Origin of the sequence: Micromonospora sp. WMMD734 (assembly GCF_049178975.1) — a bacterium.
GTDB lineage: Bacteria > Actinomycetota > Actinomycetes > Mycobacteriales > Micromonosporaceae > Micromonospora > Micromonospora wenchangensis.
Window position 1 is genome coordinate 2,096,457 of record NZ_JBMHMK010000001.1, and the last position, 26,639, is coordinate 2,123,095.

At 73.9% G+C, this 26,639-nt stretch carries 19 protein-coding genes; 7 read left to right on the forward strand and 12 right to left on the reverse strand.

What is annotated here, in order from left to right; genetic code table 11:
• Positions 1 to 5: 5 nt before the first annotated feature.
• A complete protein-coding gene (locus ACN267_RS08865; RefSeq protein WP_421488386.1) occupies positions 6 to 2,099 on the reverse strand; it encodes a beta-galactosidase in 2,094 nt (697 codons plus the stop codon).
• A gap of 154 nt (positions 2,100 to 2,253) precedes the next feature.
• Here ACN267_RS08865 and ACN267_RS08870 point away from each other — a divergent pair, with 154 nt between their 5' ends.
• The 5 genes from ACN267_RS08870 to ACN267_RS08890 all read left to right on the forward strand — a co-directional run bounded on the left by ACN267_RS08870 (position 2,254) and on the right by ACN267_RS08890 (position 11,970).
• On the forward strand, positions 2,254 to 4,590 hold the full coding sequence (locus ACN267_RS08870) for a TIM-barrel domain-containing protein (RefSeq protein ID WP_421488387.1): 2,337 nt from the start codon (positions 2,254 to 2,256) through the stop codon (positions 4,588 to 4,590).
• 205 nt (positions 4,591 to 4,795) lie between these two features.
• A complete protein-coding gene (locus ACN267_RS08875) occupies positions 4,796 to 6,016 on the forward strand; it encodes an ROK family transcriptional regulator (RefSeq protein WP_421488388.1) in 1,221 nt (406 codons plus the stop codon).
• Between the two features lie 235 nt (positions 6,017 to 6,251).
• Complete coding sequence (locus ACN267_RS08880; protein ID WP_421488389.1) at positions 6,252 to 8,714, forward strand: glycoside hydrolase family 3 C-terminal domain-containing protein; 2,463 nt, start codon at positions 6,252 to 6,254, stop codon at positions 8,712 to 8,714.
• Positions 8,711 to 9,769, forward strand: a complete 1,059-nt coding sequence (locus ACN267_RS08885) for a LacI family DNA-binding transcriptional regulator (protein ID WP_204959817.1) — start codon at positions 8,711 to 8,713, stop codon at positions 9,767 to 9,769. Before ACN267_RS08880 ends, ACN267_RS08885 begins: the two co-directional genes overlap by 4 nt.
• Positions 9,766 to 11,970, forward strand: coding sequence for a glycosyl hydrolase family 95 catalytic domain-containing protein (locus tag ACN267_RS08890; RefSeq protein ID WP_421488390.1), 2,205 nt, complete (start codon positions 9,766 to 9,768; stop codon positions 11,968 to 11,970). The genes ACN267_RS08885 and ACN267_RS08890 overlap by 4 nt, the downstream gene beginning before the upstream one ends.
• A gap of 9 nt (positions 11,971 to 11,979) precedes the next feature.
• On the opposite strand, the gene ACN267_RS08895 is transcribed toward ACN267_RS08890, so the two are convergent.
• On the reverse strand, positions 11,980 to 12,489 hold the full coding sequence (locus ACN267_RS08895; protein ID WP_421488391.1) for an NUDIX hydrolase: 510 nt from the start codon (positions 12,487 to 12,489) through the stop codon (positions 11,980 to 11,982).
• An 81-nt stretch (positions 12,490 to 12,570) separates the two neighbouring features.
• On the opposite strand from ACN267_RS08895, the gene ACN267_RS08900 reads away from it, so the two are divergent.
• Positions 12,571 to 13,716, forward strand: a complete 1,146-nt coding sequence (locus ACN267_RS08900) for a hypothetical protein (protein ID WP_421488392.1) — start codon at positions 12,571 to 12,573, stop codon at positions 13,714 to 13,716.
• Here the strand turns inward: ACN267_RS08900 and ACN267_RS08905 are convergent.
• Complete coding sequence (locus ACN267_RS08905; RefSeq protein ID WP_421488393.1) at positions 13,704 to 15,776, reverse strand: molybdopterin-containing oxidoreductase family protein; 2,073 nt, start codon at positions 15,774 to 15,776, stop codon at positions 13,704 to 13,706. The genes ACN267_RS08900 and ACN267_RS08905 overlap by 13 nt on opposite strands.
• A gap of 239 nt (positions 15,777 to 16,015) precedes the next feature.
• Between ACN267_RS08905 and ACN267_RS08910 the strand changes: the two genes are divergently transcribed.
• Positions 16,016 to 16,357 carry an RNA polymerase-binding protein RbpA gene (locus ACN267_RS08910; protein ID WP_007070998.1) on the forward strand — a complete coding sequence of 114 codons (342 nt, stop codon included), beginning with the start codon at positions 16,016 to 16,018 and terminating at the stop codon, positions 16,355 to 16,357.
• A 59-nt stretch (positions 16,358 to 16,416) separates the two neighbouring features.
• Here ACN267_RS08910 and ACN267_RS08915 read toward each other — a convergent pair whose 3' ends face one another.
• The 9 genes from ACN267_RS08915 to ACN267_RS08955 all read right to left on the reverse strand — a co-directional run bounded on the left by ACN267_RS08915 (position 16,417) and on the right by ACN267_RS08955 (position 26,592).
• On the reverse strand, positions 16,417 to 16,941 hold the full coding sequence (locus ACN267_RS08915; protein WP_204959822.1) for an FxsA family protein: 525 nt from the start codon (positions 16,939 to 16,941) through the stop codon (positions 16,417 to 16,419).
• 98 nt (positions 16,942 to 17,039) lie between these two features.
• On the reverse strand, positions 17,040 to 17,813 hold the full coding sequence (locus ACN267_RS08920; protein ID WP_281897607.1) for a polyprenol monophosphomannose synthase: 774 nt from the start codon (positions 17,811 to 17,813) through the stop codon (positions 17,040 to 17,042).
• A gap of 23 nt (positions 17,814 to 17,836) precedes the next feature.
• Entirely contained in the window at positions 17,837 to 19,432 is a 1,596-nt protein-coding gene (gene lnt, locus ACN267_RS08925) for an apolipoprotein N-acyltransferase (RefSeq protein WP_421488394.1), read from the reverse strand.
• Between the two features lie 499 nt (positions 19,433 to 19,931).
• Positions 19,932 to 21,278, reverse strand: a complete 1,347-nt coding sequence (locus ACN267_RS08930; protein WP_421488395.1) for a glutamate mutase L — start codon at positions 21,276 to 21,278, stop codon at positions 19,932 to 19,934.
• Positions 21,275 to 21,667, reverse strand: coding sequence for a hotdog domain-containing protein (locus tag ACN267_RS08935; protein WP_204959826.1), 393 nt, complete (start codon positions 21,665 to 21,667; stop codon positions 21,275 to 21,277). Before ACN267_RS08935 ends, ACN267_RS08930 begins: the two co-directional genes overlap by 4 nt.
• A complete protein-coding gene (locus ACN267_RS08940; protein ID WP_204959827.1) occupies positions 21,664 to 22,416 on the reverse strand; it encodes an OAM dimerization domain-containing protein in 753 nt (250 codons plus the stop codon). Before ACN267_RS08940 ends, ACN267_RS08935 begins: the two co-directional genes overlap by 4 nt.
• The gene (locus ACN267_RS08945) at positions 22,413 to 23,975 is read right to left on the reverse strand and encodes a lysine 5,6-aminomutase subunit alpha (RefSeq protein WP_421488396.1); all 1,563 of its coding nucleotides are present in this window, start codon (positions 23,973 to 23,975) and stop codon (positions 22,413 to 22,415) included. The genes ACN267_RS08940 and ACN267_RS08945 overlap by 4 nt, the downstream gene beginning before the upstream one ends.
• Positions 23,972 to 25,537, reverse strand: a complete 1,566-nt coding sequence (locus tag ACN267_RS08950; protein WP_281897614.1) for an amidohydrolase — start codon at positions 25,535 to 25,537, stop codon at positions 23,972 to 23,974. Before ACN267_RS08950 ends, ACN267_RS08945 begins: the two co-directional genes overlap by 4 nt.
• A gap of 5 nt (positions 25,538 to 25,542) precedes the next feature.
• Entirely contained in the window at positions 25,543 to 26,592 is a 1,050-nt protein-coding gene (locus tag ACN267_RS08955) for a zinc-binding alcohol dehydrogenase (RefSeq protein ID WP_204960319.1), read from the reverse strand.
• Between the last annotated feature and the right edge of the window lie 47 nt (positions 26,593 to 26,639).

Below are 26,639 nucleotides of genomic sequence, written 5' to 3' on the forward strand. Positions count from 1 at the left end.
CAAGGTTAGGCGGGTGGGGTCCGGTCGGTCATCGGCGGAGTGGCTGGGACCGACGCCATCGGGGCCGGTTGCTCGCGGATCACCGCCAGGCCGCCGGCCGGCAGGACCACCGTGCCGTCGGCGGCGATGCCGGTGAGCAGGTCGACCCCGATGGCCGGCACCCGCTGCGGCCGGTCGGTGTGGTTGAGCAGGAACAGCCAGCTCGCCTGCGGGTGGGCGCGGCGTACCGCCTCCACGCCGGGTGGGGCGTCCGGGCAGACCGGGACGACCCCGGCGGCCTGGGCCACCTGGGTGACCAGCTGCCGGTAGGTGCGGTCGTCGGGTCGGGTCGACAGGTACCAGGCGGTGCCGTCGCCGACCCGGTGCCGGGTCACCGCCGGTCGGCCGTCGAGCACCCCGCCGACGTACGTGCCGACGGGTTCGGCGCCGTCCAGGTGCACGGTCTCCGACCAGATCCGGCCGGTGCCGCCGCCGGAGAGCAGCACCTGTTCGTCGGCGGCGAGCGGATGGAACTCCTCGACGCGCAGGCCGAGCAGCTCGCGGTACGCGCCGGGGTAGCCGCCGAGGTGTACCCGGCCGTGCGGGTCGGCGACGCCGCTGAGGTAGCCGACCAGCAGGTGCCCGCCCGCCTCGACGTGGTCGCGGACCCAACCGGCGGTGGCGTCGTCGGCGAGATAGACGGCGGGCAGGACGAGCAGCCGGTACCGGTCGAGCGGGTCGCCGGGGACGAGCACGTCGCAGCCGTAGCCGGCCCGCCACAGCGCCCGGTGCGCGGCGGCCAGTTCGGCGTGCCCGTCGAGCAGGGTCGAGGGCATGCCGGGGTGGCGCAGCGCCCAGCTGCTGGCGGCGTCGAAGGCCAGCGCGACCGACGCGGTCACCTCGCCGGTGGTGACCTCGGCGAGCCGGTCGAGGTGTTCGCCGAGGCGGACCGTCTCGTGGAAGACCCGACTGTCGGGGCCGGTGTGCGGCACCAGCGCGGAGTGGAAGCGTTCCGCGCCGCCGGCCGGGGCCCGCCACTGGAAGAACATCGCCCCCCGGGAGCCCCGGGCGACGTGGGACAGGCTGTGCCGGGCCATCCGGCCGGGTTCCTTGGTGTGCGAGCGTCCGGTGGTGTGGATCTGGCTGGCGGCGCTCTCCATCAGCAGCCAGCTGGCGGGCCCGTCGGCGGGGGTCGCGCCGGGTCGGGTGGTGGCCCGGCGGCGGCCGTGTCGCGCCCAGCCGCGGGCCAGGTCGGCGGCGAGGGCGGTCTGTTCCTCGGCGCCGCCGTCGACCGCCGTCGGGTAGTGGTCGACGGCGACCAGGTCCACCTCGGCGGCCCAGCGGGCGTGGTCGACAGGCACCCAGTCGCCCAGGACGTAGTTGGTGGTGACCGGCAGCGCCGGGTTGGCCGCCTTCAGCAGGTCACGTTGTTCGACGTACGCGGCGAGCAGGGTGTCGGACCAGAACCGCCGGAAGTCCAGCAGCTGGCCGGGGTTGCCGAGGTACTGGGTGGCCCGGGGGGTGCTCACGTACGCCCAGTCGGTGTAGTGCTGGCTCCAGAAGCTGGTGGCCCAGGCGGCGTTGAGGGTGGCCAGGTCGCCGTGGCGTTCGACGAGCCAGCGCCGGAACGCGGTCTCGGCGTGCGGGCAGTGGCAGGTGGTGCCGTACTCGTTGTGCACGCGCCACAGGGCCACGGCCGGGTGGTGGGCGTAGCGGGCGGCGAGGGTGGCGGCGATGCCCCGGGCGGCGGCCCGGTAGGCGGGGGCGGCGGCGCAGTAGGTGTCGCGGCTGCCGTGGTGCAGCCGGACGCCGTCGGCGGTGACCGGCAGAGCGTCGGGGTGGGCCAGGGAGAACCAGGGCGGTGGGGAGGCGGTGGGGGTGGCCAGGGCGACCCGGATGCCGCCGTCGTGCAGCAGGTCCAGCACCTCGTCGAGCCAACCGAGGTCGTAGCGGCCGGGGGCGGGTTCGAGCCGGGACCAGGCGAACACGCCGACGGTGACCAGGTTGACCCGGGCCCGGCGCATCAGGGCGATGTCCTCGCGCCAGGTGGCGGCGGGCCACTGCTCGGGGTTGTAGTCACCGCCGTGGCAGAGCCGCCCGTCGTCCCACATACCCACCATCCCGTCGACTTTGTTTGATAGGCGTCCAAACTATGGAGGTGATTTACCCATGTCAATCGGGTTGATCGCAGGTCAATCGAAGTCCCTCGTTGACAGTTCGTTGGGAAGGCAAAGAAACTGTCGGTACCGCCGGAAAAGCCCCGAGGAGACGCCGATGCCGTACCGACCGCCGCTGGTCCCGTACGAGACGTTCGTGGCCGACCCGCCCGACCTGCCCGTACGGGAACCGGGCGAGGACGGGGTCGCCACCGTCGGCCGGGCCGAGGTCGTCGCCACCGACGGGCACGGGGTCACCGTCAAGGCCACCCTCTCCGACGGCGGCAGCCTGGTGGTCCGCCTCGACGCCGCCGGCCACGGCGTGATCCGGGTCCGCCTCACCGAGGACCCGCAGGCCCGCAGCCGCTCGGCCCGCGCGGTGCCCCTGGTCCACCCCCGGCCCCACCCCGCCGCGATCACCGTGGACGACACCCATGTGCTCATCGACGCCGGCGCGGTCGTCGCCGAGATCCGCCTCGACCCGTGGCATCTGCGGTTCCTCACCCCCGACGGGCGGGTGCTGCTCGACCAGGACCCGGGCACCCGGGACATCAGCGGCCGACGCCGCACCCTGCCGTTCGGCCGCAGCAGCGTCGACGGCGCGCCCGTCGCCTGGCACGAGAGCTTCGTGGCGTTCGGCGACGAACGGTTCGTCGGCTTCGGGGAGAAGTTCACCCCGCTGGACAAACGCGGCCAACGGGCCCTGATGTGGAACTACGACGCCTTCGGCGGGGAGTCCGACCGGTCCCACAAGAACGTGCCGTTCTACCTGTCCGACCGGGGCTACGGGGTGCTCGTCGACAGCGGCATGCCCGTCGAGTTCGACATGTGCCAGTCCACCCACAGCGCCGTGCAGATCCTCGTCCCCGACGACCTGCTCGACTACTACGTGCTCGCCGGCCCCACCCCCGTCGAGGTGCTGGACCGGTTCGACGAACTGACCAGCCGGCCGTACCTGCCGCCGAAGTGGGCCTTCGGAGCGTGGATCTCCTCCGGGTTCTACCCCGACAGCCAGCAGCGGGTGCTGGAGCGGGCCCGCCGCATCCGGGACCGCGACATCCCCTGCGACGTGCTGCACCTGGACTGCTACTGGCAGGTCGCCGGCCGCTGGTCGGAGCTGCGCTGGGACGACGAGGCGTTCCCCGACCCGGCCGGGATGCTGGCCACCCTCACCGGGCAGGGCTTCCGGGTGTGCCTGTGGATGAACCCGTACCTGATGACCGACAGCCCGCTGTACGCCGACGCGGCCCGCGCCGGCTACTTCCTGCGCCGCGCCGACGGCGGCACGTACGTGGCGGACGTGTGGCACGGCAGCTACCCGGCCAGCGCCATCGTCGACTTCACCAACCCCGACGCCGTCGACTGGTTCCGGGGACTGCTGCGGCCCCTGCTGGAACAGGGGGTGGCCGTGTTCAAGACCGACTTCGCCGAGGGCGTGCCGGCCGACGCGGTGGCGCACAACGGCATGACCGGCGTCGAACTGCACAACGTCTACACCCTGCTGTTCAACGACGTCGTCGCCGACCTCACCGGGGAGGTCGCCGGGCACCGTACGGTGTGGGCCCGCTCGTCGTACCTGGGCGGGCAACGGCACAGCGCGCAGTGGAGCGGCGACGTCAACGCCACCTGGCCCGGCCTGGCCAGCACCCTGCGCGGCGGGCTGTCGCACGGGCTGTCCGGGGTGCCGTTCTGGAGCCACGACACCGGCGGTTTCCACGGCACCCCCGAGGCGGACCTGTACGTGCGGTGGACCCAGTTCGGGGCGCTGTCGCCGCTGGTCCGGCTGCACGGCACCACCAGCCGGCTGCCCTGGGACTTCCCCGCCGACACCGAACGTGACGCGGTCGCCGCGCTGCGGCTGCGGTACCGGCTGATGCCGTACCTGTGGTCGGCTGCCGTGGAGGCGGCACGCACCGGCGCGCCGATGATGCGGGCGCTGCTCGTCGACACGCCCGACGACCCGACCGCGTGGACCACCGACCTGCAGTACCGGCTCGGCACCGACCTGCTCGTCGCCCCGGTCATCGACCCGTCCGGGCGGCGGGCCGTCTACCTGCCCACCGGCGACGACTGGATCGACGCCGGCACCGGCGAACGGCACGGCGGCGGGCGGCACCTGCGGGTGGCCGTGCCGCTGCACCGGCTGCCGCTGTTCGTCAGGTACGGCGCGCTGGTGCCGCTCGTCCCGGCCGCCGGCACCGTCGGCGACGGCCCGTTCGACGACGTCACCCTGGTCAGCTGGGGCGGCGTGGACGCCAGCACGGTGCTGCACGACGTCGACGGCGACACCGTGGTGCGGGCGCTGCGTGACGGTGACACCCTGCGGGTACGCACCGACGGGCCGCTGCGGGTGCGCCGGGTGAGCGTGGTGGGCGACGACGCCCCCCGCCGGCTGCTGCTCAACGGCGAACCGGTCGCCCCGACGCCGTTCGTGCCGTGGTTCCCGCCGGACTGACCCCACCGGGCCGGGTGGCTGTCCGGGCTCCGGACGTGCCGCTAGAGTTAGTTGAGTTTCCAGCCGAACAGACGTTCCGACGGTGCACCGGCCCGCCGACGGCGTCGCCCACCGGCCGACCCGGCGTGCCCGTGCGGGGTCGACGGTGGGCGATGATGCACCGGCACGGCACCACCCACCGTCGGGCGCAGGGAGCGGACAGACCGTGATCAGCATCCACAACGAACCGCAGGCGACCGACCTGGGCGACGTCCGGGTGGCCAACCGGGCCGTGGTCCTGCGGCACGTCCGCCTGCACGCGCCCTGCTCCCGGGCCGACATAGCCGCCGCCACCGGGCTCAACAAGGCCACCGTGTCCAGCCTGGTGGGCGAACTGCTCGACAGACGACTGGTCCGCGAGACCGGGCTGACCGGCAACCGGGTCGGCCGCCCCGCCACCATGCTCGTCCTCGACGGCGCGCAGTACGCGGCGCTGGGCCTGCAGATCGGCGCGGACGATCTGGTGGTGGTCGCCGTGGACCTGGGCGGCAACCGGCTGCTCACCTGGCGACGGGCGTTCCCCACCTCGACCGCCTCCCCCGCCGACACCGTCCGGGCGCTGGCCACCCTCGCCCGACGCGCGATCGGCCGGGTCACCGGGCAGGGCCGCACCGTGCTCGGCCTCGCCGTCGGGGTGCCCGGCCTGGTCGACACCACCGGCGGGGTGCCCCTGGCCAGCGGCCTCGGCTGGCGTGACGTGCCGCTCGCCGCCGACCTGCGGGCCGCGCTGCGCGAAAGCGGGTTCACCGTCACGGTGGACACCGACGCCAACCTCGCCGTGCTGGCCGAGCAGCGGCACGGCGCGTACGCCGGCGCCACCGACCTGGTCCACGTCACCGGCGGGGTCTCCGTCGGCGCGGGGGTCCTCGCCGGTGGCCGGCTGCTGCGCGGTGGCCGGGGCCACGCCGGTGAACTCGGCCACCTCAGCCTCGACCCGGCCGGGCCCCCGTGCCCCTGCGGCCGACGCGGCTGCCTGGCCGCGTGGACCGCGCTGCCGGCCGTGGTGGCCCGCCTGCTGCCCGACACCACCCGGGACGGCCCGGTCACCGACTACCTGCCCGAACTCGACCGGATCGTGGCGACGGCCCGGCAGGAGGAACCGGCGGTGCTGGCCGGGCTCGCCGAGATCGGCAGGCGCCTCGGGCACGGGGCGTCGATCCTGGCGAACCTGCTCAACCCCGAGGCGATCGTGGTCGGCGGGCACTTCGCCACCCTGGCGCCGTGGCTGCTGCCGGCCGCCCGCGCGGAACTGGTCACCCGGACCCTCGCCCCGCAGGCCGGGGGCTGCCGTCTCGACGCCTCCACGCTGGACTCGGCCGCCACCGCGCTCGGCGGCGCCACCGCCGCGTTGGCCGCCATCGAGGCCGGTCGACTCCCCGTCGACTGATCCGGGTGCCGGTCACCCCTTGACCGGCCGACGCGCAGGTGCCAACCTCGAACCGCCGCCCCGTCGTTCGGGCACCCGGGGCGGCGTGTTTTCCGCAGTCGTCGAAGCGCTTCGCCGCTCCGGGCCGACGACCGCCACCACCCTCACCGCGCGATGCCGCACGTCACCACGGCCGTCGAAACGCTTCGACCGCCGGCCGGACGCCTCACCGCGATCCACCGGAAGGTAACCGCAGATGAACGACCCCACCGGACCGTCCCCCGAAGCGCACGCCGACGACCTGCTGACCCGGCTCACCCTGCCGGAGAAGATCGGCCTGCTGCACCAGTGGCAGGCCCCCGTGCCCCGGCTCGGCCTGCCCGGCTTCCGCACCGGCACCGAGGCGCTGCACGGGGTCGCCTGGCTCGGCCCGGCCACCGTCTTCCCGCAGGCCATCGGCCTGGCCAGCAGCTGGAACCCCGACCTGATCCGGGCCGTCGGCGACGCCGTCGGCACCGAGGTACGCATCAAACACCAGGCCGACCCCGCAGGCGTCGGCCTCAACGTGTGGGCACCGGTGGTCAACCCGCTGCGCGACCCCCGCTGGGGCCGCAACGAGGAAGGCTGGTCGGAGGACCCGTGGCTCACCGGCCGGCTCGCCACCGCCTACGCCCACGGGCTGCGCGGCGACCACCCCCACCGGCTGCGCACCGCCCCGACGGTCAAACACTTCCTCGGCTACAACAACGAGACCGACCGGGCCACCACCTCCAGCGACCTGCCACCCCGGGTCCTGCACGAATACGAACTCCCCGCGTTCCGCGCCCCCCTCGCCGCCGGTGCGGCGGTCGCCGTGATGGCCTCCTACAACCTGGTCGACGGGGTGCCCGCCCACCTGAGCCCACTGCTGAACGGCGAGCTGCGCCGGTGGACCAGCGACGAGGTGATGGTCGTCGGCGACGCCGGGGCCGTCACCAACCTCGCCGGCGTACAGCGCCACCTACCCGACCACGTCACCGGCTTCGCCGCCGCCCTGCGCGCCGGCATCGACAACTTCACCGAGGACGACACCGACAGCGCACCCACCGTCCAACGCCTGACCGAAGCCCTGCGCCGGGGACTCGTCGACGAATCCGACGTGGACCGGGCCGTCCGGCGCATCCTCACCATCCGTATCCGCCTCGGCGACCTGGACCCACCCGGGCAGGACCCGTTCGCCGGGGTCTCCCCCGACCTGCTCGACAGCCCCGCCCACCGGGACCTGGCCCGCGAGGCCGCCCGCCAGTCGATCGTGCTGCTCGACAACGACGGGCTGCTGCCACTGCCCACCCGCACCCCACCGCGGGTCGCGGTCCTCGGCCCGCTCGCCGACACCGTCCACGAGGACTGGTACAGCGGCACCCTGCCGTACGCCGTCACCGTCCGGGAGGCACTGGCCCGGGAACTACCCACCGTCACCCACCATTGTGGCGCCGACCGGATCGCGTTGCGTGTCGGCGACCGGTACGTCCGCTGCCCCCGCTCCTCCGAGGGCGGGCCGCTGACCGCCGACGACGGCCGCGACGGCACCTGGTTCGACGTGTTCGACTGGGGGCAGGACATGGTGGCGCTGCGCGCCGTCGCCAACGGCCGGCACGTCGGCGCCGCCGACGACGGGGCACTGGCCAACGACCGCCCCGGACCGGGCGGCTGGATCGTGCGGGAAACCTTCCGCTTCCGGCACCGCCCCGACGGCACCGCCCTGCTGCACCACCTCGCCACCGGCGCGTACGTGCGGGTCGACGAGGGTGGGCGGCTGCGCGCCGACGCCACCGACCCGGACACCGCCACCGCGTTCACCGTCGAACTCGTCGCCGACGGCGCGGCCGAGGCCGCCGCGCTGGCCGACGCCGCCGACGTGGCCGTCGTCGTCCTCGGCAACCACCCGATGGTCAACGGCCGGGAGACCGAGGACCGGGTCGACCTGGCCCTGCCCGCCGGGCAGGAACGGCTGCTGCGCGCCGTGCACGCGGCGAACCCGCAGACCGTGCTGGTGCTCACCAGCAGCTACCCGTACGCGGTGGGCTGGGCGCACGAGCACCTGCCGGCGGTGCTGTGGTCGGCGCACGGCGGTCAGGAACACGGCACTGCCCTGACGCAGGTGCTGCTCGGTGCCGCCGACCCCGGCGGCCGGCTCACCCAGACCTGGTACCCCGATGCCGCCGACCTGCCCGACCTGCTCGACTACGACGTGATCGGCGCCGACAGCACCTACCTCTACTACCGGGGAGAGCCGCTGTACCCGTTCGGCCACGGCCTCAGCTACGCCCGGTTCGACTACGCTGACCTGCGGGTCGACACGCCGACGGTCAGCGCCGGCGACGAGGTCGAGGTGAGCGTCGAGGTCACCAACACCGGCGACCGGGAGGGCGAGGAGATCGTGCAGCTCTACACCCGGCAGCGACGCTCCCGGGTCAAGCAGCCGCTGCGGCAGCTGCGTGACTTCACCCGGGTCACCCTCACCCCCGGCCAGCGGCGCACGGTCACCCTGCGGCTGCGCGTCGACGACCTGACCTGGTGGGACGAGCAACGCGGCGGCCCGGTGCTGGAGGACGCCACCCACACCCTGCTGGTGGGCCGCTCCGCCCGCGACATCCGCGCCGTCGGCGCGGTGACCGTGCACACCCGCGCCGCCGCGCCGCGGCCCCGCCCGGCGGTCGCCGCCGGCGGTACCCGGTGACCGGCGCACCCGGGCGCAGCCGCAAATCGCCCGACCAGGTCACCATCGTCGACGTCGCCCGGCACGCCGGGGTGGCGGTCAGCACCGTGTCGTACGTGCTCAGCGGCAAACGGGCCATCTCCGAGGTGACCCGCACCCGGGTGCTGGCCAGCATCCGGGAACTGGGCTACCACCCCAACGCCGGGGCGCGGGCGCTGGCCAGCCGCCGCGCCAACACCATCGCCCTGGTCCTGCCGCTGCGCGCCGGCATGCAGGTGCCGGTGGTGATGCAGTTCGCCATCGCGGTGGTCACCACGGCCCGCCGCTTCGACCACGACGTCCTGCTCGTCACCTCCGACGAGGGACCGTCGGGGCTGCGCCGCATCGCCGGCAGCGCCATGGTCGACGGGATGCTGGTGATGGACGTCGAGTTGGACGACTCGCGGGTGCCGCTGCTGCGGGACCTGACCCGACCCAGCGTCCTGATCGGCGTCCCCGCCGACCCGACCGGCCTGACCTGTGTGGACCTGGACTTCCACCGCGCCGGTCAGGTGTGCGTGGAACACCTGGCCCGGCTCGGGCACCACCGGGTGGCGCTGCTCGGCGCACCCGCCGCCGTCTACGACCGGGGCACCGGCTTCGCCCACCGCACCCGCGCCGGGGTGGCCGCCGCCGCCGACCGGCACGGCGTCACCGTCGTCACCCAACCCTTCGAAGAGGGGCCCGCCGCGATCCGTCAGGAACTGGCCGACCTGCTCGACCGGCACCCCGACCTGTCGGCGCTGGTGGTGCAGAACGAGGCGGCCGTCGGGCCGGTGCTGGCCTGCCTGCCCACCCTCGGCCGGCGGGTGCCGCAGGACATGTCGGTGGTGGCGATCTGCCCCGACCAGTTCGCCGAACAGGCCGCACCCCGGATCACCTCGGTGCCGGTGCCCGCCGAGGAGATCGGCCGGCAGGCGGTGGCGTTGCTGATGCGCAAACTGCACGACGAGGCGGTGCCGGAGGTGACGCTGCTGCCGCCCCGGCTGACCATCCGGGACAGCACCGCCGCACCGACGGCCCGGACCCCCCGGTGACCGGCGGGCCACCCCCGTCGGCACACCAGGTCTGGGACGACGCACCGGCCGTCGACTGGACCGACGCCTTCCTCACCGGAAACGGCGAGTACGGGCTGATGGTCCCCGGCGACCCGCACGCCGAACGGCTGGTGGTCAACCACCACCGGTTCGTGCTGCCCAACGGCACCCACGACGCGCGGGCCCCGCACCTGGCCGCACTGCTGCCCCGGATCCGGGAACTGGTCCTCACCGGCCGCCGCGCCGAGGCCGGTGAACTGCTCACCGGCGGCCGGGACCTGGCCTGGACCCAGTCGTACCATCCGGGGTTCGCGCTGACCGTCGACGCCCCCGCGACGCCGGTGCGGGACTACCGGCGGCACACCGACTTCACCACCGGCGAGGTGGTGGTGCGGTGGTCCGGGCGGCGGCGACGCAGTTTCGTCTCCCGCGCCGACCGGCTGGTCGTCACCCACCTCGACCAGGGCGACTGTGTCGTCGGGGCGACAGGTGACCTGCCCGGCCGCCCCGACACGGTGCACTACGACACCACCGCCCACCGCCACGACGGGCTGGTGTTCCTGCGGGTGCGGGGCCGCTACCCCGACGTCGGCGGCGCGTACGGCTTCGAGGCGGTGACCCTGGTCCGGGGCGACGCCGAACCCGCCGGTGACCGGGTGCTGGTACGCGGGCCGGCGCTGCTGACCACCGCTGTGGAACGCACCGCCACCGCGGCGTGGCCCACCGCCGCGCAGCAGCGGCGACTCGCCGACGGCCCGGCCGACTACCCGACGCTGCTGGCCCGGCACGTCACCCGGCACACCGGCCCCTACCGGCGGGTCGACCTGGACCTGGCGGTGTCGGCGGCGGACCGGGACCTGCCCGTGGGCGCGCTGCTCGCCCGGCAGGCCACCGCCGGTGACCGGTTGGACCCGGCGCTGCTGGAACGGCTCTTCCACGCCGGCCGGTACCTGCTGTTCAGCGCCAGCGGGGTGCTGCCGCCCCGACTGACCGGCATCTGGACGGGTTCCTGGGACGCGGCCTGGGCGGGGGACTTCACCACCGACGCGAACCTCAACCTGCAACTGGCCGGCGCGAACGTCGGCGCGTTGCCGGAGGTGACCGCCGCGCACGCCCGGCTGGTCCGCGCCCAGGTCGGGCACTGGCGGGACAACGCCCACGCCGTCTACGGGGCACGGGGCCTGCTGGCGCCCAGCCGCACCGACGGTGAACACGGGCACCTGTTCCACGTCCACCCGCACTGGCCGTTCACCGCGTGGCTGGCCGGTGCGCACTGGCTGCTGCACCCGCTGTACGAACACCACCAGGTGACCGGGGAACCGCTGGGGGAGGTGGCCGGGTGGCTGGCCGAGGTGGCGGACTTCTTCACCGACGTGCTCACCGACGTCGACGGGCAGCCGGCGCTGGTGCCGTCGTACTCGCCGGAGACCGGTCCCCTCGACGACGCCGGCCGGCCGGTGCCGGTCGCCGTGAACGCCACCATGGACGTCGCCGCCGCCCGGCACGCGATGGCCGTCGCCGCCGAGGTGACCGGGTCGCAGCGGTGGGCGGCGGTCCGGGACCGGCTGCCCGGCTACCGCATCGACACGCGGGGCGCGCTGGCCGAGTGGGCGTGGCCCGGCTACCGCCCCGACGACGACCACCGGCACGTCAGCCACCTCTACCCGGTGTGGCCGACCGGGGAGATCGACCCCGACGACACCCCGGAGCTGGCGGCGGCGGCGCACCGGGCGTTGACCGTCCGCGGCGACGAGGACGGCTCCGCCCACGGCACCCTGCACCGGGCCCTGGTGGCCGCCCGCCTCGGCGACGGGCCGCTGGTCGGGACGTACCTGCGGCGGATCGTCGCGGCGGACATGTTCTTCCGGTCGTTGATGAGCGCCCACAACCCGGGCCGGGTGACCTACAACGCCGACGCGGCGCACACCCTGCCGGCGGTGCTGATCGAGGCGCTGGTGCAGTCCCGGCCGGGCCTGCTGCGGCTGCTGCCGGCGCTGCCGCCGGGCCTGCCCCGGGGGACGCTGCGCGGGGTGACCTGCCGGGGCCGACTCACCGTCGACGAGCTGACCTGGGACGACGGTCGGGTCACCGCCCGGCTGGTCGCCGCGACCGGCCAACGGATCCGGGTCCGCAGCCCCCACGGCGACACCGGCTGTGACCTGCCGGCGGGCACCCCGGTGCGGGTGACCCACCGCCGGTGACCCGCCGGGTCACAGCGCGTCGGGCCGGCACAGGGCGGGATGCCGCTGGCCGGGACGCGCCCACCAGGGGGCGGCGTCGGGGGCGGCGGCGGTGTCCAGCCGCAGCCGCGCCCACTCGTCCAGCTCCGGCAACGCGTCGGGGGCGAACCAGCCGACCTCGGTGGACTCGTCACCGTCGGCGCGGGGCCGCCCACCGACCGGCCGGCACCGGAACCACACGTTGAGGTACTCGCAGACGTCACCGTTGGGGTACACCACCGGGTGGGTGGCGACCCCGGCGATCCGCTCGACGACGACCCGCACCCCGGTCTCCTCCCACACCTCCCGCACGACCGCGTCGGCGGGCTGCTCACCCGGGTCGACCACACCCGCCGGCAGCGACCAGCGGCCGTTGTCGGCGCGGCGGGCCAGCAGCACCCGCCCGGTGTCGTCGTGGACCACCCCGGTCACCCCGGGTAGCAACAGCAGGTCGTGCCCCACGTGGGCGCGCAACTTCGAGATGTACGGGGAGACGGCCACCGGCCCACGGTAACGGTCCCGGCCGGCCGGGACCTACCGGTGGTGGGGGCGCGCCCGGGCAGCCTCTAGACTTCCCCGTCGATGGACCCGCAGCCCACCACCCCCGACGACCTGCGTCCCTGCGCGCACTGTGGACGTGACGTGCCGCAACGCGCCGGCGCGGGACGTCCCTTCCGGTACTGCCGGGACAACGACGGCGCCTGCCAGCGGGCGTCGCGCAACTCGCGGATGCGCCACCGCAACGCCCCCGGCCTGCCCGGTCAGGTGGCCCGCACCTGGGAGGTCGTCGACCGGCTCGACCAGGTGGTGCAGACCCTCACCGAGGCGTTGCACGCCGAGTTGTCCCCGGCCGGGGTGCAGCGGCAGCTCGCCCAGGCCCGCGCCGACGCCGCCGCCGAGATCGCCGCCGCGCACACCGCCCGCGACGAGGCCCGTGAGGCCGCCGAGACGGCCGCCGCCGACACCGCCCGCGCCCGGCAGGAGACCCGGTCCGCGCTCGCCGCCGCCGATGCGGCCCGCGACCGCGCGGAGCAGGCCGACGCCCGCGCCGCCGCCGCCCAGGAACAGACCGAACAGGCAGTCGCCGCCGCCGACACGGCCCGCCGGGACACCGCCGCCGCCCAGGCGCTACGGGTGCAGGCCGAACGGGACCGCGACGCCGCCCGCCACGAGCTGCGGGCGCTGCGCGCCGACCGGGACGCCGCCCGGCAACTCGCCGCGGACCTGACCGTCGACCGGGACGCCGCCCGCGCCGACGCCGCCCGGCACGCCACCGACGCGCAGCGGGCCGCCGCCGACGCCACCGCCGCCCGCCAGGAGACCCGGCAGGCGCAGGCCGCCGAGGCGGCGGCCCGCGCCGACGCCACCGCCGCCGCCGACCAGGCCCGGCAGGCCGAGGCCGCGGCGCAGGCGGCCCGCCGTGACGCCGACGCCGCGCGCACCGACGCCACCGCCGCCCGGGAGGAGGCCGCCGCGCGGACCGCCCACACCGCCGAGGAACTGGCCGCCGTGCTGGCCCGGGTGGACGCCCTGACCGCCGAGCTGACCGAGGCCCACGCCGAGTTGCAGCGGGCGCACCGGGCATCGGCCGCCGACCGGGCCCGACTGGCCGACCTGGACCGGGCGTTGGCCGACGCCGACGCCGCCCAACGCCGCGCCGGTCAACTCGCCAACCAGGTCAGTGACCTGGCCACCGCGTTGGCGCGGCTCAGCGGTCAGTCGGGCTGAGCCACGTCGGCCGGGGCGGCCGCCACCTCGACCCGGGTGTCGTGGAACGTCGGCCCACCACCGAGGTCGGTGTCCCGGACCCCGGTGACCGCGTTGACGGTGCTGCCGCCGGGGCTCAACCGCGCCCAGTACGCCTTGTAGGTGAACGCCAACCCGGGGCGGGTGGCGTCGTCCACAGCGACGGTGGCCAGGAACTCCCCCCGGTCGTTGTGCACCCGCGCCGGGTCGCCGTCGGCCAGACCCCGGGCGGCGGCGTCGACGGGGTGCAGGTGGATACGCGGCGGGCCGGTACGACCGAGATGCCACGGCAGCGACGCGAACGTCGAGTTGAGGAAGAACCGGCCCGCCGGGGAGATCAACGCCAGGGGGAACCGGCGGGCCAGCACCGCGTCACCCACCTCCACTGGCGGGGTGTACCCGACGAGCGGGTCGACGCCGTGCGCGGTCAGCCGCGGATCGTGGAACCGGGCCCGCCCGTCGAGGCTGGGGAACCCGCCCGCCGCGTACGGGGCCGACCCCACCGCCACACCCGTGGCCCGCACGTACGTACGGCGGCTCAACTCGTCGTAGTCGATGCCGGTGTCGTCGAGCAGCTGCCGCACCAGGTCCTCGTCGCTGTCGCGCAGCCGCGGATGGTCCAACCCGAGGGCAGCGGCGATCCGCCGGAAGATCTCCGTGTTGGGCAGCGCCTGACCCGGCGGGTCGAGCACCGGCCGGTTCAGGGTGGCGTAGTGGTGGCCGTAGGAGGTGTGCAGGTCGAGGTGTTCCGGCTGCATGGTGGCCGGCAGCACCACGTCGGCGAAGTCGCAGGTGTCGGTCCAGCGTTGCTCCAGCACCACGGTGAACAGGTCGGCGCGGGTCAGGCCACGCCGCAACCGGTTCTGGTCGGGCACGGTCGCCACCGGGTTGGTGTCGAAGACCACCAGCGCGGTGACCGGCGGATCGGCCTCGTCGGTGAGCGCCGCGGCGAGCCGACTCATGTTGATCGACCGGGCCGGCGGCGCGGGCATCCCGGCGGGCCGGGCGACCCGGTCGGCGTCGATGCGGTGGTGCCCGCTGGTGGTGGCCAACGCCCCACCACCGGGATACCGGAAATCCCCGGTGAGCAGGGGAATCGCCGCGATGGCGCGGACCGCCTGCCCGGCACCGGCGTGCCGTTGCAGACCCAACCCGACCCGGATGGCGGTGGGACGGGTGGTGGCGATCCGCTCGCCGAGGTCCCGCACCACGTCGACGTCGAGACCACACTCGGCGGCGGCCCGCTGCACCGGCCACTGGTCGAGGCGGGCCTCCATCCGCTCCCAGCCGACGGTGTGCGCGGCCACCCACGACCGGTCGACCGCGCCGACGTCCCGCACGTGCCGCATCAACCCCAGCGCCAACGCGGCGTCGGTGCCGGGCAGTGGCGCCACGTGCTCGTCGCTGCGGGCGGCGGTGTCGGTGCGCAGCGGGTCGATGGTGACCACGTGGGCGCCCCGCTGCTGGGCCTGCCGCACGAACGGCCAGTGGTGCAGATTGGTGGCGAGCAGGTTCGCCCCCCACAGGATGACCAGTTTCGCCTCGACCACCGACTCCGGTTCGAAACCGACCGACCCGCCGTACACCGACCCGAGGGCGGCCCGGGACGCGGCCGTGCAGATGGTGGTCCGCAGCCGCGACGCCCCCAGGTGCGCGAACAGCCGCGGACCCATCGACCAGCCCTGCACCAGCCCCATCGTGCCGGCGAAGTAGTACGGCAGGACCGACTCCGGGCCGTGCACGTCGATGCTGGCGCGTAACCCGTCGGCGACCCGCCGGACCGCCTCCTCCCAACTCGCCGGCCGGTACGACACCGGCCCGACACCCTTCGGGCCGACCCGCACCAGGGGGGTGGTCAGCCGGTCGGGGCCGGTGACCGCGTCGAGGTAACGGTTCACCTTGCCGCACAACGCGCCCCGGGTGAACGGATGCTCCGGATCGCCACGCAACCCCACCGGACGCCCGTCGGTGACGGTGAGCTGCCAGACGCAGGTGTCGGGGCAGTCCAGGGGACACGCGCCGGGATGCACGGTGGTGGCCATGCCGCGGATGCTATCGCCACCGGCGGCCCCGCACGGCCCGTCCCGGCGGCCCCGGCGGCCCACGGCGGCTACCATCGCGGTGCACACACCGATGTCGACCCGGCCGGGGCGAACCCGCCGGGTCGGTGTGGTGGCCGGCTACCCTTGCGGGGGTCGTCCCATCCGCCGGGCGGGAATGCCCCGGCGGTGACCGGCCGTTACACCGGAAGACCAGCACCACGAGCGAGGGGAAGTCGAACATGGGCGAGCGCATGCTGCGCGGTAGCCGGCTGGGCGCGGTCAGCTACGAATCCGACCGCAACACGGAGCTCGCGCCGCGCCAGACCCGCGAGTACCTCTGCGCCAAGGGCCACCAGTTCGAGGTGCCGTTCGCCGTCGACGCCGAGGTCCCCACCACCTGGGAATGCAAGTTCGACGGCAGCGTCGCCCGGCTCGTCGACGGCACCGAACCGGAACAGAAGAAGGCCAAGCCGCCGCGTACCCACTGGGACATGCTGCTGGAGCGGCGGTCCATCGCCGAGCTGGAGGACATCCTCGCCGAACGGCTCCAAGAGGTCCGCACCCGCCGCGGCCGCGCCTGACCCACGATCACCACGACGCCCCCGGAACACGTCCGGGGGCGTCGTGGTGTGTCAGGTGTTCAGGGCCGGCGGGGCTCCACGATCTCCCCCTCGATGGCCCGCCCCCCGTCGACCACCTGCGGAGCCACCACATCCTCCGGCGGCGGCGCGGCCGGCTCCCCCCGCCGCACCCGCACCGTACGCGGACCGAACAGGTCACCGGCGACCATCGACGACACCCGCCGCTCGGTGGCCCGCTGCACCCCGGCCCGCGCCAACCGGCGCACCGGCGGCACCAGCAGCAACACCCCCACCAACCCACTGAGCAGGCCGGGGATCGCCAGCAGCAACGCACCGGCCAAACCGACCAGCCCATCGGTCACCTGCCGGCCCGGCGGCTGCCGGGACTCCACCGACGTGCGGAACCCCCGCCAGGCGCGCATCCCCTCCCGGCGCAGCAACACCAACCCCAGCAGGGACGCGGCGAACACCAGCAGCACCGCCGCACCGAACCCGACGGTCCGGCCCACCCCGATGAACACGGCCAACTCCGCCACCACCGCCAACAGCAGGGCCGGTGGCACGAACCTCAGGTATCGGCGCATCTCACCTCATCCGCGTCGCGCGGCACCCGCTCACCGCCACCGGCCGGACAATGCCCGCGGGGCGACAGGCCCGCCCCTCCAGCATGCCACGCCCCCACTCACGGCCACCGGTCGTGACCACGACGCCACCGCACCGGCCGCCGGTCCCGCAACCCCCACGTGGTGATCCGCCACAACGCCTCGGCCACGATCAGCGGACTCATCTTGCTGGCCCCCCGCTCCCGCTCGACGAACGTGATCGGCACCTCCACGATCCGCACCCCCGCCCGGTGCGCCAACCGCGACAACTCCACCTGGAACGAATACCCCTGCGAACACACCGACGAAAGGCCCATCGCCCGCAACGCCGACAACCGGTACACCCGGAACCCGCCCGTCGCATCCGACACCGGCATCCCCAACGCCATCCGCGCGTACAGGTTCCCGCACCGCGACAGCAGCAGCCGCCGCCACGGCCAGTTCACCACCCGCGCCCCACCCACCCACCGCGACCCGATCACCACGTCGGCGTCCCGGGCCGCCACCAGCAACGCCGGCAGGTCCTCCGGAGCGTGCGACCCGTCGGCGTCCATCTCCACCACCGCGTCGTAGCCATGCTGCCGCGCCCACCCGAACCCCGCCAGGTACGCCGCCCCCAACCCCTGCTTACCGGGCCGGTGCAGCACGTGCACCTGAGCGTCGGTGCCGGCCATCGCCTCGGCCAGCGTCCCCGTACCGTCGGGGCTGTTGTCGTCGGCGACCAGCACGTCCACCGCCGGCGCGGCCCGACGCACCCGGGCCACCACGTCGGCGACGTTGTCGGCCTCGTTGTAGGTGGGGATCACCACCAGCACCCGGCCCACCCCCGGCTGTCCCGCGGCTGCCTCACCCACGTCCGTCCCCCGTTCCTACCGGCTCACCCGCCGGTGGTGACCTCCCGGCGACGCCGCACCGCCCCCGCGACGACCAGGGCCACCACCGCCAACCCGGCCAACGCCACCTCCGGCCACCGACCGGCCCGGGTGGCCGGGGTACGCCCGTCGGCGAGCGTCACCTCCCGCACCACCACCGCCCGGGTGTTGAACCCGGTGGCGTCGCTTACCCGCCCGTCCGGGGCGACGAACCCGGACACCCCGACCGTCGAGGCCATCAACGCCGCACGACCGTGCTCCACCGCCCGCAACCGCACCATCGCCAACTGCTGCCGGGCCTCCGCCACGTCGAACGTGGCGTTGTTCGTCTGCACCACCAGCAACTGCGCCCCACCGTCGACGGTGTCCCGCACCAGCCCGTCGTAGGCCACCTCGAAACAGATCACGTCACCGAGCACCACCGGACCCGCGTCGACCACCCCCGGCGTCGACCCCGCGACGAAATCGGCCCGCACCCGGTCGACCTGCTTGGACACCGCACGCGCCACCGACCGCATCGGCACGTACTCGGCGAACGGCACCGGATGCCGTTTCGTGTACACCTGGCCCAGATCCGGGCCGCTGCCCGGCCGCCACAGGATGCCCGCGTTGCGGACCTCACCGTCACCCGGGCCGGCCAGCACCGCCCCGACCAGGATCGGCGCGCCGACCGCATCGGCCGCCTGCGAGATCCGCGCCCCCGCCGCGGCGTTGCGCAACGGGTCGATGTCCGAGGAGTTCTCCGGCCACACCACCAGGTCGGGCCGCCGCTCGGCACCGGAGGCGACCCGCTCCGCCAACGCCACCGTCGCGTCGACGTGGTTGTTCAGCACCGCCTGCCGTTGGGCGTTGAAATCCAGACCCAACCGGGGCACGTTGCCCTGCACGATCGCCACCCGCACCGACCGGCCACCCGAATCGGCCCCCGACGGCACCAGCCACCCCACCGCCACCAGCGCCACCACCCCCACCGCCGCCCCGACCACCGGCTGCCACCGCACCCCCGGCCACCGCCGCCACACCGCCACCAGCAGCAACCCGCCGACCACCGCCACCACCCCGGTGACCAGCGGCGCACCCCCCAACCACGCCCACCCCAGCAGCGGCGACGCATCCTGACTGAACGCCAACCGCCCCCACGGGAACCCCCCGAACGGGGTACGGTCCCGCAGCGCCTCCTGCCCCACCCACAACACCCCGGTCACCGGCGGCCACGCCCACCGCCACCGGTCCACCACCGGCGACACCCACGCCGTCGCCGCCCCCAGCACCGCCAGGTAGCCGGCCTGCAACAACGACAGCAGCACCCACGGCAGCAGCCCGGTGTGCAGGTTCGTCCACGCCAGCAGCGGCGCGAACAACGCCACCCCGGTCAGGAAACCCAAACCGGCGCCCGCCCGCAGCCGCCGCCGGTGCGTCACCGCCGCCAACCCGGCCACCCCGACCGCCGCCAACGGCCACCACCCGTACGGCGGGAACGCCGCCAGCAACGCCACCCCGGCGGCCACCGCCACCGGCACCGCCACCCGCAACGGCACCGGCGACGCCACCGGCCGCACCACAGTCGGGGTACGCGTCTCATCCCGGTCGAGCGTCGTCACCGGCACCTCACCACGATCACGGGCCGAAGGCTACCCGCCCCAGCCCGGCACCCCGACGCCACCGAGCCCGAACCAGCCGACGTCGCCGTGCGAAGCGGTGGGCGGACACGAAATCGGGGCGCGGCCTAAGCCGCGCCCCGATGCTCCCAGGCCCTTCCCGGCCGGTGGGGCGAGAACGAGCGACGCCGACCTTCGGACCGACCCGACGGTGGACTGGCTGCCCCCGCCTGGCCGTTGTCTACTGGCCGTGCCCCTCACCCTGCCCGTACACCGGTAACCGCGGCCGGTTCGCGCCGCCCCGCCGACCCCCGCCCGCTGGACCTGGCCGCCGCGACGCGATACACCAACAATGTCGCTCGGCCAGCGGACGAAGGGACGAAGCGAACAACAGCCGCTTCCCGTAGTAGGACTCAAAGACGGTACGGCCTACACCCCCGCCGCTGTCAACCCACCCCCGGCCAGTCGCCCCCACCAACCCGGCGTGTCGCGTCGGCGCGGCTCAATCCCCACCCAGATGCCGCCGCAGCAACGCCCCCGCCGCCCCCGGATGCTCCCCGGCGAGCAACCCACCGGCAGCCAGCACATAATCCACGTCCACCACCGGCCGCGCCGCCCGCGGCAACGGCCACCCACCCGCATGGTCGGTCAACACCTGCGTCAACACCCCCACCGCCGCCCCCGCATCGGCGTGACGCAGCACACCCCCGGAACCCACCAACAGCCGCACGTCCCGCAGATCCCGCCCGGCCCGCTCCCCCGTCGCCGCACCCCGGGCATGCCGCCGCAACGCCACCGTCGCCGCCAACGCCGCGAACCGCCCCTCCACCGCCCGGTCCCGACCGTCGACGGGCAGGAACCCCGGCTCGGCCGCCCGCGCCGCCGCCGCCGCCCCCAACGCCTCCTGCCCCGCCGCATCCAACAACCGCTCCTCCACCGCCGCCCGCACCACCCCCGGCGCACTCCACCGCATCCCCAGGTCACCCTCCACCGTGCGGGCCCGCCACAACGACCCCGCCACCTCCCGACCCGGCCCGTCGGCCCGCTCGTCCGGCGTCAACACCGAATACACATCCGTCGTCGCCCCACCCACATCCACCACCACCAGATCACCACCCACCACATCGGCGAGGACCTCCACCCCGGTCAACACCGCATCCGGGGTCGCCGCCCGCACCAACCGGCCGAACCGGGCCCCCCGCGACAACCGCTTCCCACCGATGACATGCCGCAGGAACACCTCCCGGATCGCCGCCCGCGCCGACGCCGGCGCCAACACCCCGATCCGGGGCAGCACATTGTCCGCCACCGTCACCGGCACCCCCGCCGCCGCCAACACCCCCCGCAGCGTCTCCCGCACCTCCACGTTGCCCGCCAGCACCACCGGCACCCGCCACCGGGCCCGCGCCAACCGCGTCGCGTTGTGCGTCACCGTATCGACGTCCCCACCGTCGGTGCCCCCCACCAGCAACACCACGTCCGGGCGGGCCGCCCGCACCGCCGCCAGCTCCGCCGCCCCCAACCGGCCCGCCGCCACGTGCACCACGTTCGCGCCCGCCGACAACCCCACCCGACGACCCGCCTGCGCGGTCACCAACGGCTCGTAACCCACCACCGCCAGCCGCAACCCACCACCCGCCGACGAACACACGAACCACGGCAACGCCCCCGCCGCCCCCGCACCGGCCCCATCGGCCGCCGCACCCACCGCCGCATCCAACCCGTGCAGCACATCGGTCCCCACCGACGTAGGCGCCGACGCCGCCCCCACCAACCGGCCCGCGTCCAGATCCACCACCGCCGCCTTCGTCCAGGTCGACCCGACGTCAGCGCAGACCGCCAACCTCACGCCGCCGCCGCAACGACCACGGTGCCCGTCGCCGTCACCGCCACCACCGGCTCCGCCAACACCTCCGCCGCCGACGCACCCCGCTCCGGCCGCCCCCGACACACCACCCGCGCCACGAAATCGATCCCCCGGCTACGGGTACCCACCCGCACCACCGTCGCCGTCACCTCCACCACGTCACCCGCCCGCACCGACGACACGAACTGCACATCCGAATACGACGCGAACAACCCCTCGTCCCCATCGGTACGGATACACACCTCCGTCGCCACGTCCCCGAACAACCCCAACACGTACGCCCCATCCACCAGGTTCCCCGCATAGTGGGCATGCGCGTACGGCACATACCGCCGATGCGTCACCGTCAACCCCAACCGGGCACCACTCATCCCCGCGCCTCCCTGCTCGTCACCAACGCATGCACCAGATACGACGCCACCTCACCCGGCGTGGTACCCCGACCGAAGATCCGGTCCACCCCCAGCTCCGCCGTCATCGTCTCGTCGAACCGCGGCCCACCCACGATCAGCAACGGCCGCCTCCCCGCCGGCATCGCCTCCCGGAACGCCGCCGACATCTCCCGCGTGTTGTGCAGATGCGCATCACGCTGCGTCACCACCTGCGACACCAGCACCGCATCCGCCCGCTCCCGCCGCGCCGCCTCCACCAACTCCGGCACACTCACCTGCGCACCCAGATTCGACACCTTCAACTCCCGGTAGTACTCCAGACCCTTCTCCCCGGCGATACCCTTCACGTTGAGGATCGCGTCGATACCCACGGTGTGCGCATCCGTGCCGATACACGCCCCCACCACCGACAACTTGCGCCGCAACCGCCGCTTCACCACCGCGTTGACCTCCTTGGCCGACAGCAGCGGAAAGTCCCGCTCCACCACCTGCACCTGCGCCAGGTCCACCAGATGGTTCACCCGCCCATACACCACGAAGAACGTGAACCCGTCACTCATCGGCTTCGCGTGCACCAGCATCGCCGGATCGATGCCCATCCTGTTCGCCAACTGCACCGCCGCACCCTCGGCCCGCTTGTCGTGCGACACCGGCAACGTGAACGACACCTGCACCATGCCGTCACCCGTCGTGTCCCCGTACGGCCGCACCACCGTCTTCTCACTCATGATGGTTGCCGCTCCAGGATCTCCGTGGCCGGGTTGTAGTAGTCCGCGTCGTGCCGCGCCACCCCGGACAGGCCCTTACCCCGGTCCGCCGGCCGCTTCATGATCCCGAACGTGCCCTCGGCGATCGCCGTCAACAACGACTGCTCCCCGATCCGCTCCAGCAACTCCACCGCCTCACCCAACACCCGGTGCGCCCGCTGCTGGATGAACCCACCCGACGCCGGCACGAAATCCTCGTGCAGCCCACCCGCAGCACCCAACACGTACCGCACGTTCTGCAGGGCGATGTCCCGGTCCGACAACCACGGCGTCACCACCGCCTCGGTCATCATCCCCACCAGCAGGATCCCCTGCCCCGTCATCGTCCCCACCAGATTGAAGAACCCGTCCAGCAGATTCCCCCGGAACACGTCACCCGTCATGTGCTTCGTCGGCGGCATCCACTTCAACGGCGCATCCGGAAACAACTCCCGCGCCAACAACGCATGCGCCAACTCCAACCGGAACGACTCCGGCACATCCGGATTGATCTCGAACGCGTGCCCCAACCCCAACTGCCCGTCAGTCAACCCCGCCTCATGCGCGAAGAACTCGTTGAGCAACTGCGACACCGTCACCGTGTGCGCCTCCTCGACCGCGTCGGCGGTCGTGAGGTAGTTGTCCTCACCGGTGTTGATGACGATCCCCGCCCGCGCGTGCACCTGCCGCGAAAACCGCTGATCCACGAACGTCCGGACCGGATTGATGTCCCGGAACAAAATCCCGTACATCGAGTCGTTGAGCATCATGTCCAGCCGCTCCAGACCCGCCAACGTGGCCATCTCCGGCATACACAGGCCCGACGCGTAGTTCGTCAACCGCACGTACCGACCCAACTCCCGCGACGACTCGTCCAACGCCGCCCGCATCAACCGGAAGTTCTCCTGCGTCGCATACGTGCCCGCGAACCCCTCCCGGGTCGCCCCCTCCGGCACATAGTCCAACAACGACTGACCCGTCGACCGGATCACCGCGATCACATCCGCACCCGCCCGCGCCGCCGCCTGCGCCTGCGGAATGTCCTCGTAGATGTCACCCGTCGCCACGATCAGATAGATCCACGGCCGCTGCTTCGGATCCCCGAACCGCCGCACGAGCCGATCCCGCTCGGCCCGCCGCCTGTCGATCCGCCGCACCCCCGCCCCCACCGCCCGCCGCGCCGCCCGCCGCGCCGCCGTGGCCGCCCTGCCCGTCGGCACCGCGAACCGCACCGACCCGGCAGCGGCCTTCTGCGCCAGCAGCGTCACGTCCCCGTGCTGCTCCCGCACCAGCGCATCGAACACCGGCAGCGCCACCCCGTGCCCCAGACCCACGTCCGCCACCACCGTGTCCACCAGCCGGTTCACCCACGGAATACCGTCCGGGTCCGCACCGGTCACCCCGGCCAGCCGCAACACCGCCCGCTCCACCGACACCGTGGTGTGGGTACGCGCCAACTCCACCACCGGCTGCCCGGCCCGACGCGCCAACTCCCGCGCCCGCGCCACCAGCGCCGGATCCAGGTCAAGCTTCGCCGTCACGACACGCCTTCCTCATAGATGACCTCGCCACGCAGCACCGTCGCCCGACACACAGGCAACGGCGTCGGATCCCCCGGACCCCGCAACTCCGGATCCCCGGACTGCAACACCGGCAACCCCCGCTCCACCCCCGCCGGGGCCTCCCACACCGCGAACGTCGCCGGCGCCCCCTTGGCGATCACACCCTCGTTGTCCAGATGCACCGCCCGCCACCCACCCCGGGTGTGCGCTGCGAACGCCGCCCGCACACTCATCCGCTGCGCCGGATTGTGGTGCGCCGCCGCCGCCCGCACCGAACCCCACGGATCCAACGGCGTCACCGGCGAATCCGAACCGAGAGCCAACGCCACCCCCACCCCGTGCATCGCCCCCATCGGGTTCGACTCCCACGCCCGGTCCAACCCCAACCGCGACTCGTACATCCGGCCCGCACCACCCCACAACCGGTCGAACGCCGGCTGCACGCTCGCCACGATCCCGTACTCCACGAACCCGGCGATCAACCGCTTGCTCATGATCTCCGCGTGCTCCACCCGATGCCGCGCCGCCCGCACCCGGTCCGTGCCCAACACCGCAGCCGCCGCCGCGAACCCCGCCAACACCGTCCCGATCGCCGCATCACCGATCGCGTGGAAACCGCCCTGCACCCCGTGCGCCGCACAGTCCACCAGATGGTCACGCACCTGATCCGCGCTCAGATACCCGTGCCCACACCCCTCACCATCGCGGTACGGCCCCGACAGATGCGCCGTACGCGACCCCAACGCCCCGTCCGCGAACAGATCACCACCCGCCCCCACCGCCCCCAACTCCCGCGCCCGCGCCGCCCCCGACAACTCACCCCAGTACCCGTACACCTCCGGCAACCCCGCACCCGACAAACCCAACAAACCCGTGAAATCCTCCTCGTCGGAGATCTCCGGCCCACCACACTCGTGCACCGCCGCGATCCCCAACGACGCCGCCCGCGCCAACGCCACCCGCTGCGCCGCCACCCGCTGCGCCCGCGTCACCCCCGCCCGCGCAGCCGCCCGCACCACGTGATGCGCGTCCCGCCGCAACCACCCCGACGCGTCGAAACCCGGCAAACCAGCCACCTGCGGACACGCCGCCAGCAACGCCTGCGACACCAACGCCGAATGGATCGACGCCTGCGACAGATACACCCGCCGGCCACCCGCCGCCCGATCCAACCGCGCCGCATCCGGCAACGCCGCATCCACCCAACCCGACTCGTCCCAGCCGTGCCCCAACACCACCGCATCCGACGGCAGACCCGCCGCGAACACCGCCACCGCATCCAGCAACCCGGCCGCCGACCGCACCGACGACAGATCCAGACCCGACAACACCAACCCGGTGTCCGTCGCATGCACGTGCGCGTCCACGAACGCCGGCGTCACCAACGCCCCGTCCAACTCCACCACCCGGTCGGCGGCCGGCACATCCGCCTCACCACCCAACCAGGCGATCCGCCCGTCCCGCACCAGCAGCGCCGTCGCGCTCGGCTCCGCCGGACAGTGCAGCACTCCACCGCGGTACAACGTCGAGGGGTTCGTCATGGCACTCAGTCTGCCGCCAACCGGGACGCGAAGAGACCACGTACCCCCGGCTCCGAGCGCACCAACCCCAACGCCAACTCCGCATGCCCCGGCACGTAACCGTTGCCCACCAGCATCGTCACGTCCGCCGCCAACCCCTCCGCACCCAACGCCGCCGCCGCGAAACTCGTCGCCATCGAGAAGAAGATCACCGTGCCGCCGTCCGCCGTGGCCAACACCGCACCGTGCTCACACCCCGGCACGTCCACGCACACCACCGTCACGTCCGCCGGCCCACCCAACGCCGTCGTCACCGCCGATGACAACCCCACCGGATCCCGCGCGTCAGCCAACGCCACCACCGACGCCAGACCCGCCGCCACCAGCGCGTCCCGCTCCGCCGCCACCGGCACCACCCCCACCGTACGACCGGCACCCGCCCGCCGCGCCGCCGCCAACGACAACGACCCGCTCTTACCGCCCCCACCGATCACCGCCACCGACACCGGCGATCCGTCACCGGCCCGCTCCCGCCGCGCCACCTGCTCGGCGACCACCCGGGCCGTCAACGCCGGCGCACCACACACGTCCAGCACCGCCAACGCCAACTCCGGATGCAGATCCGCCGGCAGCACCGCCGCGATCGACCTGGCGAACAGGATCGCGTACCCGTCGCACGGCACCTGCTCGCTGCGCCCGTCCCAGCGGGCCAACCCGTCGAGGATCACCAGCGGGGTCAGCGTCAACGACACCAACGTCGCCACCCGGTCACCCACCGCCAGCCCCAACGGTGACCGCCGACCGACCTCCTCCACCGTGCCGATCAGCATCCCGCCCGACCCGGTCACCGGATTCTGCATCTTGCCCCGCGCCGACACGATCTCCAGCACCTCGGCCCGGACCTTCTCGCCGTCCCCACCGTGCTTCTGCGCCAACTGCCGGAAACTCGCCGCGTCCAGGTTCAACCGCTCCACCCGGATCCGCACCTCGTTCGGGGCGATCCGCGGCTCGGCGTCCAACCGCCAGGCCGCCTGCGGCAGCACCCCCGCCGGTTCCACGACGCGGTGCAGACCCACCGGTGACGTCACGCCGACCTCCCCTCTCCGCCGCCCGAAGCCCCGAC

What these genes read in the sequence shown, in the direction of transcription:
- ACN267_RS08910 (WP_007070998.1), top strand. Translation starts at nt 16,016, where the DNA reads ATGGGCGAGCGCATGCTGCGCGGTAGCCGGCTGGGCGCGGTCAGCTAC.
- ACN267_RS08950 (WP_281897614.1), bottom strand. Translation starts at nt 25,537, where the DNA reads ATGACGAACCCCTCGACGTTGTACCGCGGTGGAGTGCTGCACTGTCCG.
- ACN267_RS08870 (WP_421488387.1), top strand. Translation starts at nt 2,254, where the DNA reads ATGCCGTACCGACCGCCGCTGGTCCCGTACGAGACGTTCGTGGCCGAC.
- ACN267_RS08880 (WP_421488389.1), top strand. Translation starts at nt 6,252, where the DNA reads ATGAACGACCCCACCGGACCGTCCCCCGAAGCGCACGCCGACGACCTG.
- ACN267_RS08905 (WP_421488393.1), bottom strand. Translation starts at nt 15,776, where the DNA reads ATGGCCACCACCGTGCATCCCGGCGCGTGTCCCCTGGACTGCCCCGAC.
- ACN267_RS08915 (WP_204959822.1), bottom strand. Translation starts at nt 16,941, where the DNA reads ATGCGCCGATACCTGAGGTTCGTGCCACCGGCCCTGCTGTTGGCGGTG.
- ACN267_RS08900 (WP_421488392.1), top strand. Translation starts at nt 12,571, where the DNA reads ATGGACCCGCAGCCCACCACCCCCGACGACCTGCGTCCCTGCGCGCAC.
- ACN267_RS08865 (WP_421488386.1), bottom strand. Translation starts at nt 2,099, where the DNA reads ATGGTGGGTATGTGGGACGACGGGCGGCTCTGCCACGGCGGTGACTAC.
- ACN267_RS08935 (WP_204959826.1), bottom strand. Translation starts at nt 21,667, where the DNA reads ATGAGTGGTGCCCGGTTGGGGTTGACGGTGACGCATCGGCGGTATGTG.
- ACN267_RS08940 (WP_204959827.1), bottom strand. Translation starts at nt 22,416, where the DNA reads ATGAGTGAGAAGACGGTGGTGCGGCCGTACGGGGACACGACGGGTGAC.